We start from the raw sequence: 16,881 nt of genomic DNA, 5'->3' as shown, positions 1-16,881 counted from the left end.
GGCTGACCGCATCAGCCCGCTACACGCCCGACGCGCGCCAGTGCAATCAGATGGACACCGATTCCCACCAGCGGTCCGCACAACAGCCCGACGACGGTGCGGGTCTGCAGCGGCAGGGGCAGCGCCAGCAGCATCGCCGACGCGACCGTCGCCCCGACCCAGCCCAGCGCGTAGGCCCGATGCAGCGCAGCCGCCACCGCGGCGGCGCCCGTGAGCGTCAGCACGGCGATCGCCACCGCGGCCGCCGTCAGCCAGGCCAGCAGCGCGCTGCTGGCCACGTACTGCGTCCCGAAGCCGACCCGCAGCAACCACGGGCCCACCACGCCGGCCGCCAGCACCCCGAACGCGCCGACGCCCCCGACGATGGCGGCCGGCGCGACCAGCGCCCGCAGCCGGTTGCTGCGCTGGTCGACGAAATGGGCGATCAGGTTGCCCTGCATCGCCGTCAACGGCACCAGCAGCGGGGCGCGGGTCAACGTCACTGCCAGGATCACCACGCCGCCCGCGGCCCCCAGCTCGGTGCTGGTGAGCTTCAACAGCACCGGAAACCCCATGACCAGGATCGCGCTGGCGCCCGCCGCGGTGATCGAATGCGCGGCCCCGCGCAGGAAGGTCACGGCGGTGCCGGGCGCGAGCAGGCGCGCCGCCGCGCGCGTCGACGGCGACGCCACCAGCATCAGCAGCCACGCCACCGCGCCGGCCACGGTTGCCCAGAGGAATCCGGTCAGGCCCCAGCCGATCACGAACGTGGCCGCGGCGATGCCCACCCGGATCACCGCGTCGGTCACCATCAGCGCGCCGTACGGGGTCCACCGGTTGGTGCCGGCCAGCATGCCCAGCAGGGTGGCGTGCACGCAGAATCCGGCCAGGCCGATGCTGAGCAGCGCCACCGACAGCCAGCGCTCCTCGACGAATACCCGCCCGCTCCACAGCGGCGAGCTGCCGGCGATCACGACCGCCGTCGCCGCGCCGACCATCGCGGCGATGCGCAGCGGGTGGGTCCGCGGCCGGTCGGGATCGGGCAGCGCGGGCAGGTAGAGCGTGGAGCGAATCTCCCGGGTGGTCTCCTGCAGCAGGCCGTTGGCGGCGCCGGTGACCAGCCCGAACGCGCCCCAGAACACGCCGAACACGGAGAAGCCGCCGGGCGCCAGGTTGCGGGCGGCCAGATAGATCACCGCGTAGCCACACAGCGCGGTGACCGCGGTCGCGGCGCCGACCCGGGCCACGCTGCCGCGCGTTACCGGACCCGCGCTCAGGTCGCTCACTGCGGCGGTATTCCCGGCCGACCGAGCACATGCACCGCCACAGAGGAGAAAATACAGGGGTCGACACGTCGACTCGTCCCGGAAGGATTCATGACCGCACTCCGCACGTTCGGCTTCTCGCTGCTCCTCACTGCGGTCGCCCTGGTTCTCGGCTACTGTCACGGCGGCCTCAAGGCGCTGTTTCTGCTGGCGGTGCTGGGCATCCTCGAGGTGTCGCTGTCGTTCGACAACGCGATCGTCAACGCCTCCATCCTGCGGCGGATGAGCCCGCGCTGGCAGCAGGTGTTCCTGACGGTCGGGATCCTGATCGCGGTGTTCGGCATGCGGCTGCTGTTCCCGCTGGCCATCGTCTGGGTGACCGCGGGCCTCGACCCGGTCCGCGCGCTGCACCTCGCGCTGCACCCGCCGGCGCACGGCGCCCTGGAATTCCCGGACGGCTCGCCCAGCTATCAGAAGCTGATCCTGCTGGCCGACCCGCAGATCTCGGCGTTCGGCGGCGTGTTCCTGCTGCTGCTCTTTCTGGATTTCGTCTTGGACGACCGGGACATCAAGTGGCTCAAGTGGATCGAGATCCCGTTCGCCCGCATCGGCCGGATCGGCCGGATGTCGGTGGTGGTCGCGGCGTCGGCGCTGCTGCTGGTCGCTCAGTTCGCGACAACCACCAGCGAGGTACGCGTGACGGTGCTCACGGCCGGCCTGCTGGGCATGATGACGTACCTGGTGGTCAACGGATTGAGCCGGGCGTTCCGGCCGTCGGACCCCGAGGACGACGCGGCGAGCCCGGCGCCCGCGGTCGGCAAGGCCGCGCTGTCGTTGTTCCTCTACCTGGAGGTGCTGGACGCCGCCTTCTCGTTCGACGGCGTCACCGGCGCCTTTGCGATCACCGAGGATCCGATCATCATGATGCTGGGTCTCGGATTGGTGGGCGCGGTGTTCGTCCGGTCGATCACCATCTACCTGGTCCGCCAGGAGAAGCTGGACCGCTACGTGTACCTGGAGCACGGCGCGCACTGGGCGATCGGCGCGCTCGGCGTGATCATGCTGGTGGACATCAAGCCCACCATCGATATCCCCGAGGAGGTCACCGCGTCGATCGGGGTCACCGTCATCGCGGCGGCCTTCGGCGCCAGCCTGTGGCGCAATCGCCGCCAGGCGCAGGCGCGGGCCCGGGCCGAGCCCGAGCTGGTCAGTGCCCGGAAGCCTTGAACCGCTCCACCGACCGCAGCACCTCGGCCTCGGCCTCCTCGCGGCCCACCCAGTCGGCGGCCTTGACGAACTTGCCCGGCTCCAGGTCCTTGTAGTGGACGAAGAAGTGCTTGATCGCTTCCAGCTCGAACGACGGGACGTTGTCGATGTCCTGGATGTGTTCCCAGCGGTGGTCACCGGCCGGCACGCACAGCACCTTGTCGTCGCCGCCGTGCTCGTCGACCATCCGGAACATGCCCACCGGCCGCGCCTCCACCAGCACGCCGGGGAACAGCGGCTCGGGCAGCAGCACCAGCGCGTCCAACGGGTCGCCGTCCTCGCCCAGCGTGTCCTCGATGAAGCCGTAGTCGGTGGGGTACGCCATCGGGGTGTACAGGTAGCGGTCCAGCTTCACGCGGCCCGTCGCGTGATCGACCTCGTACTTGTTGCGCTGGCCTTTCGGAATTTCGATGGTCACGTCGAATTGCACCGTCTCGGCTCCTCAGATGCGATAGGTCAGTTGCGTAGCGGATCCACCCTAGTCGAGCGTCTGGCGGCCGGTTCGGCAGAATGGGGCGAGAACAGTCAGGAGAGCGATGAGTCCTACTCGCTGGCGGAAATCCACCTATGCATTGGTCACGGTGGCCGTGCTGGCGTTTGTCGCCGCCGTCGTGGGTGCCGCGGCGTACTTCACCACCGGGCACGGGGCCAGTGGTGCGCATCCGCCCGTGCCGCCACCGCGGCCGCCGACGGTCAAGCCGGGCATGGTCCCGGTGGCCGACACCGCCGCCATGCCGAGCCCCGCGGGGGTTGCGGCCGCGTTGGCGCCGATCGCGGCCGACCCCAACCTGGGGAAATTGGGGGGCCGGATCACCGACGCCATGACCGGCAAGGAGCTGTGGCAGGTGGCCGGCGAGGTGCCGCTGGTGCCGGCGTCGACCAACAAGGTGCTCACCGCGGCGGCGGCGCTGCTCACGCTGGACCGCCAGGCCCGCATCAGCACGCGGGTGGTGGCCGGCAGCCAGAACGCCCAGGGCCCGGTGGTGCTGGTGGGCGCGGGGGATCCGACGCTGTCGGCCGCGCCGCCCGGCACCGACACCTGGTACCGGGGCGCGGGCCGCATCAGCGACCTGGTCGAGCAGGTGCGGCGCAGCGGCATGACGCCGACGTCGGTCCAGGTGGACACCCACGCGTTCAGCGGCCCGACGATGGCGCCCGGCTGGGACGCGGGTGACATCGGCAACGGCGACATCGCCCCGATCGAGTCGGTGATGATCGACGCCGGACGCATCCAGCCGACCACCGTCAACTCGCGGCGGTCGACGACCCCGGCGCTGGACGCCGGGCGGGAGCTGGCCAAGGCCCTCGGCCTGGACCCCGCCGCGGTCACCATCGCGACGGCGCCGACGGGCGCGCGTCAGTTGGCCCTGGTCCAGTCCGCGCCGTTGATCACCCGGCTGTCCCAGATGATGGACCACTCCGACAACGTGATGGCCGAATGCATCGGCCGCGAGGTGGCCGCCGCCATCAACCGGCCGCAGAGCTTCGCCGGCGCGGTCGACGCGGTGACCAACCGGTTGAGCACCGCGCACGTGGAGACCGGCGGCGTCGCGCTGGCGGATTCCAGCGGGTTGTCGGTCGACGACCGCCTGACGGCCAGGACGCTCGACGGCGTGGTGCAGGCGGCGGCCGGGCCGGACCAGCCGTCGCTGCGGGCGCTGCTGGATCTGCTGCCCATCGCCGGGGGCAGCGGCACGCTGTCCGACCGCTTCCTGGACATGGCCACCAACCTGGGCCCGGCCGGCTGGCTGCGCGCCAAGACCGGCTCGCTGACCGCGATCAACGCGCTCGTCGGCGTGCTCACCGACAGCGCCGGGCGGGTGCTGACGTTCGCGTTCATCTCCAACGCCGCGGGCCCCAACGGCCGCAACGTGATGGACGCGCTGGCCACCAAGCTGTGGACCTGTGGGTGCGTGTGACGCCATCGTCTGACCTGACCATCGGGACCGCCGTCGACTGGCAGTTCGCCGCCACAGTCGGCCAGCGGCTGGCCCGGCCGGGGCCGCCGTCCACCGAGTACACCCGCCGCCAGGCCATCGACGAGCTGACCGGCGCCGCCGCCAAGGCCGAGCCGCCGGTGCGCGACGTCACCGGCCTGATCACCAGCGGCTTCGACAAGGGCGACGTGCCGGCGGCCCGCATCGTCGACCGCAAGGACTGGGTGCGTGCGGCCGCCGAGTCGATGCGGGTGATGACGAACGGAACCGAGAAGCCGCGCGGCCTGTGGACCGGCCGGCTGACCGGCGCCCAGACGGGCGCGGTGCTGGCGTTCGTGTCGTCGGGCATCCTCGGCCAGTACGACCCGTTCGCCGACGGGCAGGGCGCACTGCTGCTGGTGTATCCGAACGTCATCGCCGTCGAGCGGCAACTGCGCGTCTCGCCGTCGGACTTCCGGCTGTGGGTGTGCCTGCACGAGGTGACCCACCGCGTCCAGTTCACCGCTAATCCCTGGCTGGCCGGTTACATGTCGGAGTCGCTGGGCCTGATCACCCAGGACGCCGGCGAGGACATGGGGCAGGTGTTGGGCCGGCTGGCCGAGTTCGTCCGCCACCGCGGGGACGGCTCGTCGGACCCCAGCGCGTCGGGCATCCTGGGCCTGGTCCGCGCCGTGCAGTCCGAGCCGCAGCGCAAGGCCCTGGACCAGCTGCTGGTGCTGGGCACCCTGCTGGAAGGCCACGCCGACCACGTGATGGACGCCGTCGGGCCGGTGGTGGTGCCGTCGGTGGCGACCATCCGCAACCGGTTCGACGAGCGCCGCCACCGCAAGCAACCGCCGCTGCAGCGCCTGCTGCGCGCGCTGTTGGGCATCGACGCCAAGCTCAGCCAGTACACCCGTGGCAAGGCGTTCGTCGATCACGTGGTGGACCGGGTCGGGATGCAGCGGTTCAACGCCGTCTGGTCGGGGCCCGAGACGTTGCCGCTGCCGGACGAGATCGAGGAGCCGCAGCGGTGGATCGACCGGGTGCTGTAGGGCAGCTGCGCGCGGCCGTCGCGGCGTTCGCCGGGTCGTATCTGTCCGACGTCTTCGCGGACCCGTGGTGCGTCGCGCTGTCCGGCGGCCCGGACTCGTTGGCCCTGACCGCCGTCGCGGCGACGTTGCGTCCCACGACGGCGGTGATCGTCGACCACGGCCTGCAACCGGAATCGGCCGCCGTCGCCGACACCGCACGCGCGCAGGCCCTGTCGCTGGGCTGCGTCGACGCGCAGGTCGTCCGCGTGCAGGTGGACGGCTCGTCGAAGGCCGGACCGGAGGCGGCGGCCCGGGCCGTGCGCTACGCCGCGCTGAACGCCTGGCGCGACGGTCCGGTGCTGCTGGGCCACACACTGGACGACCAGGCCGAGACGGTGTTGCTGGGCCTGGGCCGCGGCTCGGGGGCGCGCTCGATCGCCGGGATGCGCCCGCACGATCCGCCGTGGTGCCGGCCGTTGCTGGGGGTGCGGCGCAGCGTCACGCACGCCGCGTGCACCGAACTGGGCCTGACGCCTTGGCGGGACCCGCACAACGCCGACCGCCGCTTCACCCGCGCCCGGTTGCGCGCCGAGGTGCTGCCGCTGCTGGAAGACGTGCTGGGCGGCGGGGTCGCCGAGGCGCTGGCGCGGACCGCCGTCGCGCTGCGCGAGGACACCGAGCTGATCGACAAGCTGGCCGCGGAGGCTTTGCCCGCCGTGCGTGCCGGGGCGGGGTTACGGGCTGCTGAGCTCGCCGGACTGCCCGACCCGGTGCGACGACGGGTGATCCGCGGCTGGCTGCTGGCCGGCGGCGCGACGGGGCTGACCGACAAGCAGATCCGCGGCGTGGACACGCTCGTCACGGCCTGGCGGGGGCAGGGCGGGGTGGCCGTCGGCTCCCCGCTGCGCGGTGAGCGTTTGGTGGCCGGCCGGCACGACGGCGAGCTGACCCTGCGCCGCGAGCCGGTCTGAAAACATGAAAATCGGCACTCGCGTTGGTTGTTCGCCCGTCGGCGTGGCACGCTGTGGTCGTGGCCCAGATCTCCTCGGCGATCACCCCCGGACAGACCCCGGAGCTGTATCCGGGAGATATCAAGTCCCTGCTGCTCACCGAGGAGCAGATTCAGGCCCGCATCGCGGAACTCGGCGCCCAGATCGGCAGCGACTACCGCGACTTGGCCGCCGAGACCGGCCAGGATCTGCTGCTGATCACCGTGCTCAAGGGCGCGGTGATCTTTGTCACCGACCTGGCCCGTGCGATTCCGCTGCCCACGCAGTTCGAGTTCATGGCCGTCAGCTCCTACGGGTCGTCGACGTCGTCGTCGGGCGTGGTGCGGATCCTCAAGGACCTGGACCGCGACATCCATGATCGCGACGTGCTGATCGTGGAGGACGTCGTCGACTCGGGCCTGACCCTGTCGTGGCTGCTGCGGAACCTGACCACCCGGCACCCGCGCTCCCTGCGGGTGTGCACGCTACTGCGCAAGCCCGACGCACTCGGCGCCAACGCCGAAATCACCTACGTCGGCTTCGATATTCCCAACGATTTTGTCGTGGGCTACGGCCTCGATTACGACGAGCGCTACCGCGACCTGCCCTACATCGGGACCCTGGACCCGCGGGTCTACCAGATCTAGTTGCAGGGGGCGGCGTCGGTTGCCCGCGAACGTGCGCAGATGTACGCCGACACGCCGTGCTGGCCGGCGGCGTCACGAGATCTCGGCATATGCCTTCCAGCCGTGAACAGAGTGACAGATGGGACCCAGCCGCTTGGTGCCGATCGCGACACTTAACCTGCGGCGACGACACGCCGACGATGCTCGCCGTGGCTTAAGTCTCGGCGACGGCGCGCCCCGGCGCCGCTACTGCAGCTCCCAGACCGCCGTCACCGAGAAGCTCACCGTCTGCTGGCCGGGCTCGACCGGCACCGGCGCGGCCATCGCGCGCGGCGGGGCCGGGGCGCCGGTGACCGGCGCGGCGCCGGTGCCCTCCGAGATCGACAGCACCTTGCCCAGCCGCAGGCCCGACAGCTGCGCGTACTGCTCGGCGCGGCTCTTGGCGTCGTCGAACGCGCGCGCCCGCGCGTCCCTGACCAGTTGCGAGTCGTCGGCGATCGAATACCGGACCGAACTGATCCGGGTGGCGTCGCCGCCGGTGTCGACGATCACGGCCAGCAGCTTCGACGCCGCGTCGGTCGGGTGGATCTTCACCTCGAGCCCGTTGCTGGCGCGGTAGCCGGTGATGGTCGCGGTGCCCGACGGCCCCGGATTGCTGTAGCGCGGCTCCAGGCTTACCTGGGTGGTGCGGATGTCCTTGCGGTCCAATCCGGCTCCCACCAGCGCGTCGACCACCGCCTTCTGCCGGCCGCTGGTCTGGTTCATCGCGCTGGTGGCATCCGGGGCGATGAACTCGATCGCGACGTCGGCGGTCAGCGTGTCCGGGACGCCCTGCACCTTCCCCGACCCGAACACGGTCACCTGGCGGGGATTGGCCCCGGGCGGAGGCGCATTGTGCGAATCGCACGCCGACAGGGTGACCAGGGCCAGGCCGGCGGCGAGCACCGCGATCGACCTGCGGACGAGGGTGCGTGGGGTCGACATGCCACGCACCCTAGCGGCGTCTAGGCCGCCGTGGTGTCGGGGCGCGCCCGGCGGCGCGGGCTGGCGCTGGGCATCTTGGGCGCCGGCGCGTGACCGAGCTCGACGTCTTTGCGGGCCTCGAACTGCGCCAGCATGCTCGCGTAGATGGGTTCGAGCTCGCCCGGCTTGTCGCCGGGCAGGATGTGTCCGCCCCACACGCCGTGGGTAGCGCGGCTGACGACGGCGTTGTAGCCGCAGCGGCCCAGGAAGGGGCAGTCCAGGCACATCCGGGCGGCCTGCTCGCGGTCGCGGAACGGGGAGAACCAGAGGTCGCGCCCGTCGGGCCGGGTGGTCTCTTCGCGGCAGGGCGTCGTGGCCTCGGTTTCGAAGAGGCGCCCGCCGACGGTCAGCAGGTGCTGGAAGTCGCTGGGGCCGAGGCGGGCGGCTTGTTCTGCGCTGGTCATGGTGTCGGTGTCCTTTCGGTGGAACGAAGCTGCATTCATCGCATCGCGGTCAGGAATCGGTATTTACCGGTAATTACCGGTGACTATAACAGCACTTGCCGGGATTGCGCACGGGGTATCTAGGGGTCCTACCAGGTTGAGGCCAATCGGACACCTCAGAGCTTCACCGATATTTACCGGTTCGCCCGGTAAATATCAGCTCCCGATGGCCGCTGCACAAGCCCGTGGCCGTCGTTAACGTCGCCGCAAGACAGCACACTGCAGGGAGGTTGACGTGACGGACTGGTCGGGTGGGCAGTACCGGGGCGGGGGGATCGATCCCTGGGCGGCCCCATGGGCGGGCCCGATTCCGACGCCGACGATGGCACCGCCGCCGATGGCGCCACCGACGCCGCCGGCGCCCTGGGCAACGCCGCCCCAGGCGCCCAAGAACCGCAAGCCGCTGTACGTCAGCCTGGCGATCGGCGGCGGCGTGATCGCCATCGCGGCAATCGTTTTCATCGTCAGCGCGATCGGTGGGGCGATCACAGGGTCCGACGGCACGGCCGGCGACGCCGTCAAGGGCTACCTGGAGGCTCTGGCGCGCGGTGACGCCGCGGCCGCGTTGTCCTACAGCAATGACCTGCCCGCCAGCAAGGCGCTGCTCACCGACGACATCCTGCGCACGCAGCTGGCGCAATGGCCGATCACCAACATCAGGATCCTCAAGGATGATTCGACCGACCGGGCTGGGGCCGCTTCGATCGGCTTCGCCATGGTGCATGTGGTCGCCAACTTCGGCGACAAGGTCTCCGACACCAACCTCGAGGTGAAGAAGGACCACGGCCAGTGGAAGCTCACCATGGCGGCGATCAAGGTGTCGGCCAGCCCCGGTTCGTCGTCGAACGCCGCCGCGAAGACGATGACGCTCTTCGGCAAGCCGGTCGGCGACGGCGCGGCCTACGTGTTTCCCGGGTGGATGGACGTCGGCAGCACCAACCCATACATCAGTGTGACTACCAAACCCATGCTGCTGGATCAGCTTTCGAGCACCGGGCGCTGGATGGATGCCACCTACGCGATGTCGGACGCGGGCCGCGACGCGGCGAACGCGCAGCTGACCGCGGCGATGTCCAACTGCCAGAAGTCCAACCTGCTGGCACCGCCGGGTTGCCCGGTCCACCTGAACCCGTCCGGGCTGGTTGACGGCACCGCCGAGTGGGGGCCCGCCGACCTGAGCGAGGTCAAGATGGACAACTTCGATCCCTATCGCGTGCAGTTGCGGTTCTTCGGCGAGGTCAAGATCCCGATCATGGTCAGGACCACCAACGCGACGACCAAGACGGGCACCGTCACGAAGTTCCTTTCCGGCACAGCGGATATGACGACCACGCCGCCGGAGCTGTCCTTCCGGTGACGATGTTGGGGTGATCCAACGTCGCTGGCCAGGTCGGCCTCGCGCAGGAAGCGGCTGTGGAACTGTGCGTCGTAGGAGCGTTCCGCCGCCCGCGCCGAGCACGCGCTCGATTCGATAGTCACCAATAATCGGGCCGCAGGTTTATCCTTGCCGCATGAGCGGCGTCAACGGCTACCTCAGACAGGTGGACCTGCTGTTGACGGCCAGTTGCGCGCTCTTCCCCGACGGTTCCGGGGCGCCCCTGCCCGACGGTGTGGTGGAGCCCTCCCCGCATGCGCCGCCGCCGCCCGACAATGGCGGTTCGGGTGGCGGGCTCGGCGGAGCGCTGGACGGCGCCACCGCCGGTTACCGGCGGGCCGACGCCCGGATAGCCGCCCTCAACGAGGCGCTCACGCAGGCGGTGAGGGAGGCGGCCGCCGAGGCGCAGCGCGGCCGCGAGGCGGCGATGGCGATCCGCGGGTCCGCGCGCTCGCAGGCCGCGGCGATCGCGCCGGCCAGCGACGAATCCGACGGGCTGGGACTGCTGGTCTCGACGATGGACGAGCGCCTGGCGGCCATGCAAGGCCAGCTTCGGGACAGCCGGGCGCGGATGCTTCAGGCCGCCGCGCGAATCCGCCGCAGCGCGCAGGAGCTCGCGCAGGTCACTCCCGAGTAGCCAGCGCTCGGCATTAAGAGTCCGCGACTTTCGGTGTGGTTGACGCAGGTCGACACCCGTTAAGTTGGTCGGGTGGCTGGCTCCATCAACGCATATACGGCGTACGTCGACCGTGTCCTGGGTGCCGGGCGGGGCCTGTTCGCGGCGGCGAGCGGCTGGCCCGGCCACAACGACGGCGACGACGGCGTGCAACTGCCGGTGCCCCCCGACGCCGCGACCCGCACGGCCCTGGCGACGACCGTGAACGACGCCGCCGAGCGGTACCGGCGCGGCCGCGCCGGCCTGAGCCAACTCGACGCCTACGCCGACGGCATCGCCGACGTCGGCCGTGACGAAGTGCGCCGCGGCCACGCCAGCGCGACCGCCGCCATGGAAACCGCGCGCGCCCAGGCCAGCGCCATCACGCCCACCAGCGCGTCGGCAGCCGGGGTTCGCCTGCTGGTGTCGCGCATGGACGATCGGCTGGCCGCCATGCAGAGCCAGATCGCCGACACCCAGGCGTCCAACCGCGTGCTCGCGCGGCGCCTGCAGCAGCTCGCCGCAGACTACCGGCGGGTGCACGGTGGCTGAGCACCAACGACTCGAGGACCGGCGCCGGCTGGGCCGCGGCCTCGGCCTGGCGTCGCGGGTTCAGGTGACCGCGCACCAGTTCATGGGCCGCCGCGCCGCGCTCGGGCTGACCCGCCGCCGCGTGCGCATGGAGTCCGAACCGGGCCGCCGCCAGTCGATGGCGATCCTGGCGTCGATCACGCTGACCGTGGTGCTGTGCCTGGGTGCGCTGTTCTGGTCCTACGTCAAGCCGGCCGGGTCCGTCGGCGAGTCGGCGATCATCGCCGACCAGTCGTCCGGCGCCCTGTACGTGCGGGTCGGCCAAACCCTGTATCCCGTGCTGAATTTGGCGTCGGCGCGGCTGATCACGGGACGCGCGGAAAACCCGGTGCGGGTGCGTCGCAGCGAGATCGAGTCGCGGCCGCGGGGCGCGCTCGTCGGCATCCCGGGCGCACCGAACGACCTGTCGGCGACCACCCCGCAGCACGTGTCGTGGCTGGTCTGCGACTCGGTGACCAAGGCGTTCGGCGCCGGCGCGCCCGAACCGGTGACGGTGACGGTGATCGACGGCCAGCCCGAGCTGGGGGAGCACCGCCGCGTGCTGGACAAGCCGGACGCGCTGTTGCTGCGCTACGGCAACGACGTGTGGCTGATCCGCGACGGCCGCCGCTCACGGGTCGACGTCAGCCAGCGCCCCGTGCTGCTGGCGCTGGGCGTGCCCACCGATGCGGTCGCCACGGCGCGCCCGATGAGCCGCGCGCTGTTCGACGCGATCCCCGTCGGGTCGGCGTTGACGGTGCCGGTGATTCCGGCCGCCGGGCAGCCCGCCGGGTTCCCCAACGCGCCCGGACCCGTCGGGACGGTGCTGGTGACCCCGCAGGTGGGTGGTGCCACCACGTACTCGGTGGTGCTCACCAACGGGGTGCAGACGGTGTCGCCGGTGGTGGCGCAGATCCTGACCAACGCCAGCGGCTCGGCGATGCAGACCGTCGCCGGCCCCGCGCTCGCGGCGATGCCCGCGGTCAACGCCGTCGACACGTCGGTCTACCCGGACCAGCCGCTGCGCCTGGTGGACACCCAGGCGAATCCGGCGACCTGCTGGTGGTGGCAGAAGACGCCCGGGGAGCCGCGGGCGGTGACGTCGGTGGTCTCGGCGGCCACGATCCCGGTCCCGGCCGCGCACGCCGACAAGGTGGTGGCGATGGTCAAGGCCGACAAGTCGGGCTGGCAGGCGGACCGGGTGTTCTTCGGCAAGGACTACGCGAACTTCGTCGTCAGCACCGGCAACGATCCGACGGCGGCGACCAGCGAGTCGTGGTGGTGGGTTTCGGAGTCGGGCGTGCGGTTCGGCATCGCCCACGATCAGGAATCCGCCCGTGCGCTGGGCCTGTCCACCCAGCCGAGCCCCGCGCCCTGGGCGGTGCTGCGGCTGCTGGCCGCCGGGCCGATGCTGTCCCGCGACGATGCGATGGTCCGCCATGACACGCTGCCGGTGGACCTGAATCCCGGAGAACTGGAGAGGCCCCGATGAAGCTGGGATTTGCCCGCAGCGAAGCCGTTCCGCCGCCCACCGAGATCAAACCCGAGCCGGTGGCGCTGCCGACGCCGCTGAAAGTGCCGCCGCCGGAAGGTAAGCCGTGGTGGATCGTCGTGCTCGGCATCGGCGCGGTGGGCCTGGTGCTGGGCATGGTGGTCGTCTCCTTCGCCAGCGGCGCGCGCACCTACAACGGCAGCTTCGCGCTGTTCCCGATCTTCACCATCGGCACCGTCGTGATGATGATGTTCGGCGGCCGCATGGGCGGCGGGGGTCAGCACATGTCGCGCGGCAAGATGGACGCGCTGCGGGCCCGGTTCCTGCTGGTGATCGACGAGATGCGGGAGCGGGTGGGCCGCGCCGCCGACGACATGGACCAGAATTACCGCTGGTACCACCCGGCGGCATCGACGCTGGAGGCGTTGGTGGGCGGGCCGCGGATGTGGGAGCGCAACCCCGGCGGCAAGGACAGTTGGTTCGGCGTGGCCCGCGTCGGGGTGGGCATGACCGCTTTGGCCGAGGCGGGCGCGGTGTCGTTCAGCGAACCCCAGGACATGCCGACCGACGTCGAACTGGAACCCGCGACCGGCAAGGTGCTGCAGGAGTTCGTCCGCTACCAGAGCGTGGCCTACCGGACTCCGGCGCTGATCTCGCTGCTGGTGGAGCCGGGCTATGGGCTGAGCGGTGACCGGGCGCGGGTGCTGGCGCTGATGCGCGCGATCGTGTGCCAGCTGACGTGCTTCCACGGGCCCGACCACCTGCAGGTGATGGTGGTGACCGACGATGCGGCGCAATGGGATTGGGTGAAGTGGCTGCCGCACGTCGGGGACCCGCTGCACGAGGACGCCGCCGGACCGGTCCGGATGGTGTACTCGTCGGTGGCGGAGTTCGGCGAGTCGCACTACGACGGGGTGTTCCGCCGCCGCAGTGCCTTCTCCGCCCGGCACGCGGCCAAGCGCGAGCCGATCGACCCGATCCCGCACACGGTGATCATCAGCGACATCGACGGCGCCGGCTGGTCCGGGCTGACCGGACCGAATGGCGTTGCGGGGGTGACGTTTTTCGACCTGCGCGGCGGGCTGGTGGTCTGCCAGAGCCTGGCCAGGCAGCTGCGCATCGACGAGCGCGGGGTGATCGAGGCCGTGCCCCGCGACGCGTCCACCTGGGCGGCGCACTTCGAGGAGGCGGGCACGTTCTTCGCGGTCGCCGACCAGCTCAGTCGCGACGAGGCCGAGCGGTTCGCGCAGCAGATGACGCGCTGGCGGCTCGCCGAGGCCTACGAGGCGATCGGCAGCGACGACGCCCTGGGCCAGCGCCCGCGAGACATCATGTCCTACTACGGAATCGCCGATGCGGCGAACATCGACTTCGCGAAGCTGTGGGGCCCGCGTTCGGACATCAACTCCCCGGAGATGCTGCGCATCCCGTTCGGCAACCGCACCGACACTGGCGAACTGCTGGTCCTGGACATGAAGGACATGAACTCCGGCGGCGACGGCCCGCACGGGGTGATGTCGGGCACGACCGGCTCGGGCAAGACGACCGCGCTGCGCACCGTCATCGAGGCCATCATGCTGGGCCACCCCCCGCAAAACGTCCAGATGGTGCTGGCCGACTGTAAGGGCGGTTCGGGCGTCAAGCCCTTCGAGAACACCCCGCACGTCGCGCATGTGATCACCGACCTCGAGGACGACCAGGCGCTGATCGACCGGTTCGTCGACGCGATGTGGGGCGAGATCGCCCGACGCAAGGAGGTGTGCAACGCCGCCGGCGCCGACGACGCCTACGAGTACAACCTGATTCGCTCCGACGAGAGCCGCAAGGGCGTCGAGTTGCCGCCGCTGCCGGCGCTGGTGGTGGTGCTCGACGAGTTCAAGGAGTTCTTCCGGCTCAAGTCCGACGCGCAGGAGGTGCTCGACCAGATCTGCCGTCAGGGCCGTTCGTACTGGGTGCACCTGCTGATGGCCAGCCAGGACATCGACACCCGGGCCGAAAAGCTTTTGGAGAACGTCGGTTACCGGCTGGTGCTGCGTGCCAACACCGCCGCGAGTGCCTCGGCGGCCGGGGTGCCGGCCGCGGTGAACCTGCCGCGAGAGGTGGGCCTGGGATATATGCGGCTGGGCGCCGCGGAGAACCTGACCAAGTTCAAGACCGAGTCGCTGTGGCGGGACTACCGCAAACCCGGTCACGAGGCCGACGACGTCAGCGAGTACGCCGCCGTCGGCGTCGATTACGTTGAGCCGCAACTGTTCACCACCGAGCTGGCCGCGCTGCCGGCACCGGTCGAGGTGCCGCGTCCCCCTGAGGCGGCGCTCGAGCCGGACGACGACAATCCCGACGGTATCGACGACGAGTCGGGCGACGCCCTGCGCAAGCCGAAGGTGGGGCGGGTCATCATCGACCAGCTGAAACAGATCGACTTCGAGCCCTACCGGCTGTGGCAGCCGCCGCTGGACAAGCCGCCCACCATCGACAAAATCGTGGAGATGCGGCTGGGCCGGCCCTGGGACGCCTCCTACGCCGCCGCCCCGGACCTGGTGTTCGCGGTGGGGCTGATCGACCGGCCCTACAAGCACGACCAGCAGCCGCTGATCGTCGACGCGTCCGGCGAGGCGTCCAACCTGGTGATCATCGGCGGGCAGGGGTCCGGCAAGACGTCCACCCTGCAATCGCTGATCTGCGCGGCGGCCATGACCCACACCCCCGAGCAGGTGCAGTTCTACTGCCTGGCGCTGTCGTCGCCAGCGCTGGGCACCGTCGCCGAGCTGCCGCACGTCGGCGGTGTGGCCTACGGCCTGGACGAGGACGGCCTGCGGCGCACCCTGGCCGAGCTGGTGGAGCTGCTGGGGCAGCGGCAGCGCAGCTTCCCGCGCTGCGGGGTGACCTCGGTCGAGGAGTTCCGTCGTCGCAAGTTCGGCGGCGCGCCGGGCCAGGTTCCCGACGACCCCTTCGGTGACGTGTTCCTGGTTGTCGACAACTACGGAGCGCTGAGCAGCCAGGCGTCCACGTTGCGCAACAAGGAGTTCCTGGTCGACCAGGTCAACAAGCTGATCATGGAGGGCCGCAGCTTCGGTATCCACGTGATCGTTTCGGTGTCGCGCGACCTCGAGCTCACGCCGGCCGTTCGTTCGCTGTTCCCGGCGCGGATCGAACTCAAGCTGGCCGCCGCCGACGATGCCCGGCTGATCAAGCCGCTGCTGGCCGCCAAGGTTCCGGCGGGCCGGCCGGGCCGCGGCATGGTCGCGCAGAACTACGTCCGGTTGGGCGCCGACCCCGTCGGGCTGCACACGATGATGGCCCGACCGGCGTTGCGCGGCACGCCCGAGACGGAGTTCGAGTCGGCCAGCGTGGTGGCCGCCGTGCAGCGGTTGGCCGCCCGGTTCCGCTCGGCGCCGCCCGTGCGCCGGCTGCCGGACCGCATCGAGCTGCCGGCGCTGCGCAAGGTGGCCGCCGAACGGGGCAAGACCGGAATCGTCTGGGGCATGGATGAATTCGCGGCACCCGTGGCGATGGATCTGGCCCGCAACCCCTACCTGGTGATCACCGGCCGGGCCAAGTGTGGCCGCACCACCGCCTGCGCGACGATCATGAACGAGATCAGCCGCGTGTACGCCCCCGGCGCATCCAAAATCGCTGCGCCGGCGGGGGATCGGCCCACTGCCCAGGTGTGGTTGGTCAACCCCGGCCGCCAGTTGCTGCGGGTGCTGGGCAGCGAGTACCTCGAACGGTTCACCTACCGCATCGACGAGGTGGGATCCCTGGCCGACGAGCTCGCCCACGTGCTGGCCGACCGGCTGCCAGAACGGGGTTTGTCGGTGGAGGAGAGCCTGGCGCACCGCTGGTCGGGTCCGGAGATCTTCCTGATCGTCGACGACGCCGAGTTGCTGCCGCGCGGCTACGACGCGCCGCTCCGGCCGCTGGTCGACGCCGCCAATGCCGCCGCCGACGTCGGGCTGCGGATCATCTACACCCGGCAGTTCGGCGGTTGGGCCGGCAGCATGGCCAGCGACCCGCTGCTGTCCACGATGCTGCAGGCCAACGCGCCGCTGCTGGTGATGGACTCCGACACCGACGAGGGCTACGTGCGGGCACGCTGGCGCGGACATCCGATGCCGACCGGCCGGGGCTTCTTGATGACCACCGCCGAGTCCGGCACTTACGTCCAGGCGGGCTGGGTGCCGGTTGCTCAGCAGGGCGACTGACGCGCTCTCTTCGTTAAAAGGGTGGGGGTTCGTTGCTGACGGG

Annotated in this window: 14 protein-coding genes; 10 read left to right on the top strand and 4 right to left on the bottom strand. The window is 70.7% G+C overall.

What is annotated here, in order from left to right:
• Nucleotides 1-11: 11 nt before the first annotated feature.
• Nucleotides 12-1,322 carry a hypothetical protein gene (locus tag AC5Y5V_RS28885; protein WP_499942144.1) on the bottom strand — a complete coding sequence of 437 codons (1,311 nt, stop codon included), beginning with the start codon at nucleotides 1,320-1,322 and terminating at the stop codon, nucleotides 12-14.
• Nucleotides 1,323-1,355: 33 nt separating this feature from the next.
• Between AC5Y5V_RS28885 and AC5Y5V_RS28880 the strand changes: the two genes are divergently transcribed.
• Nucleotides 1,356-2,471 (top strand): DUF475 domain-containing protein, encoded by a 1,116-nt coding sequence (locus AC5Y5V_RS28880; RefSeq protein WP_499942117.1) that lies wholly within the window; start codon nucleotides 1,356-1,358, stop codon nucleotides 2,469-2,471.
• Here the strand turns inward: AC5Y5V_RS28880 and AC5Y5V_RS28875 are convergent.
• The gene (locus AC5Y5V_RS28875) at nucleotides 2,452-2,940 is read right to left on the bottom strand and encodes an inorganic diphosphatase (protein ID WP_499942115.1); all 489 of its coding nucleotides are present in this window, start codon (nucleotides 2,938-2,940) and stop codon (nucleotides 2,452-2,454) included. The genes AC5Y5V_RS28880 and AC5Y5V_RS28875 overlap by 20 nt on opposite strands.
• Nucleotides 2,941-3,046: 106 nt before the next feature.
• Here AC5Y5V_RS28875 and dacB point away from each other — a divergent pair, with 106 nt between their 5' ends.
• The 4 genes from dacB to hpt are packed head-to-tail and all read left to right on the top strand — an operon-like array spanning nucleotide 3,047 to nucleotide 7,096.
• Entirely contained in the window at nucleotides 3,047-4,429 is a 1,383-nt protein-coding gene (gene dacB, locus AC5Y5V_RS28870) for a D-alanyl-D-alanine carboxypeptidase/D-alanyl-D-alanine endopeptidase (RefSeq protein ID WP_499942113.1), read from the top strand.
• On the top strand, nucleotides 4,426-5,481 hold the full coding sequence (locus tag AC5Y5V_RS28865; RefSeq protein ID WP_499942111.1) for a zinc-dependent metalloprotease: 1,056 nt from the start codon (nucleotides 4,426-4,428) through the stop codon (nucleotides 5,479-5,481). Before dacB ends, AC5Y5V_RS28865 begins: the two co-directional genes overlap by 4 nt.
• Entirely contained in the window at nucleotides 5,460-6,431 is a 972-nt protein-coding gene (tilS, locus tag AC5Y5V_RS28860; protein WP_499942109.1) for a tRNA lysidine(34) synthetase TilS, read from the top strand. The genes AC5Y5V_RS28865 and tilS overlap by 22 nt, the downstream gene beginning before the upstream one ends.
• A gap of 53 nt (nucleotides 6,432-6,484) precedes the next feature.
• Complete coding sequence (gene hpt / locus AC5Y5V_RS28855) at nucleotides 6,485-7,096, top strand: hypoxanthine phosphoribosyltransferase (RefSeq protein WP_499942107.1); 612 nt, start codon at nucleotides 6,485-6,487, stop codon at nucleotides 7,094-7,096.
• Between the two features lie 225 nt (nucleotides 7,097-7,321).
• Here hpt and AC5Y5V_RS28850 read toward each other — a convergent pair whose 3' ends face one another.
• Nucleotides 7,322-8,059, bottom strand: coding sequence for an SIMPL domain-containing protein (locus AC5Y5V_RS28850; RefSeq protein ID WP_499942104.1), 738 nt, complete (start codon nucleotides 8,057-8,059; stop codon nucleotides 7,322-7,324).
• A gap of 20 nt (nucleotides 8,060-8,079) precedes the next feature.
• Nucleotides 8,080-8,502, bottom strand: coding sequence for a WhiB family transcriptional regulator (locus tag AC5Y5V_RS28845; RefSeq protein WP_499942101.1), 423 nt, complete (start codon nucleotides 8,500-8,502; stop codon nucleotides 8,080-8,082).
• A gap of 274 nt (nucleotides 8,503-8,776) precedes the next feature.
• On the opposite strand from AC5Y5V_RS28845, the gene AC5Y5V_RS28840 reads away from it, so the two are divergent.
• The 5 genes from AC5Y5V_RS28840 (at nucleotide 8,777) to eccCa (ending at nucleotide 16,838) form a co-directional block, all read left to right on the top strand.
• Nucleotides 8,777-9,898 carry a hypothetical protein gene (locus tag AC5Y5V_RS28840; protein WP_499942097.1) on the top strand — a complete coding sequence of 374 codons (1,122 nt, stop codon included), beginning with the start codon at nucleotides 8,777-8,779 and terminating at the stop codon, nucleotides 9,896-9,898.
• Between the two features lie 154 nt (nucleotides 9,899-10,052).
• Nucleotides 10,053-10,553: a hypothetical protein gene (locus tag AC5Y5V_RS28835; protein WP_499942095.1), complete on the top strand. Its 501-nt coding sequence runs from the start codon at nucleotides 10,053-10,055 to the stop codon at nucleotides 10,551-10,553.
• Nucleotides 10,554-10,625: 72 nt separating this feature from the next.
• On the top strand, nucleotides 10,626-11,123 hold the full coding sequence (locus AC5Y5V_RS28830; protein ID WP_499942093.1) for a hypothetical protein: 498 nt from the start codon (nucleotides 10,626-10,628) through the stop codon (nucleotides 11,121-11,123).
• Nucleotides 11,116-12,633: a type VII secretion protein EccB gene (gene eccB, locus AC5Y5V_RS28825; protein ID WP_499942091.1), complete on the top strand. Its 1,518-nt coding sequence runs from the start codon at nucleotides 11,116-11,118 to the stop codon at nucleotides 12,631-12,633. Before AC5Y5V_RS28830 ends, eccB begins: the two co-directional genes overlap by 8 nt.
• Nucleotides 12,630-16,838, top strand: a complete 4,209-nt coding sequence (eccCa, locus tag AC5Y5V_RS28820; RefSeq protein ID WP_499942088.1) for a type VII secretion protein EccCa — start codon at nucleotides 12,630-12,632, stop codon at nucleotides 16,836-16,838. The genes eccB and eccCa overlap by 4 nt, the downstream gene beginning before the upstream one ends.
• Nucleotides 16,839-16,881 lie beyond the last annotated feature (43 nt).

It is taken from the genome of Mycobacterium sp. NGS68, from assembly GCF_059812195.1.
This window is presented reverse-complemented; position numbering and strand designations above follow the sequence as displayed.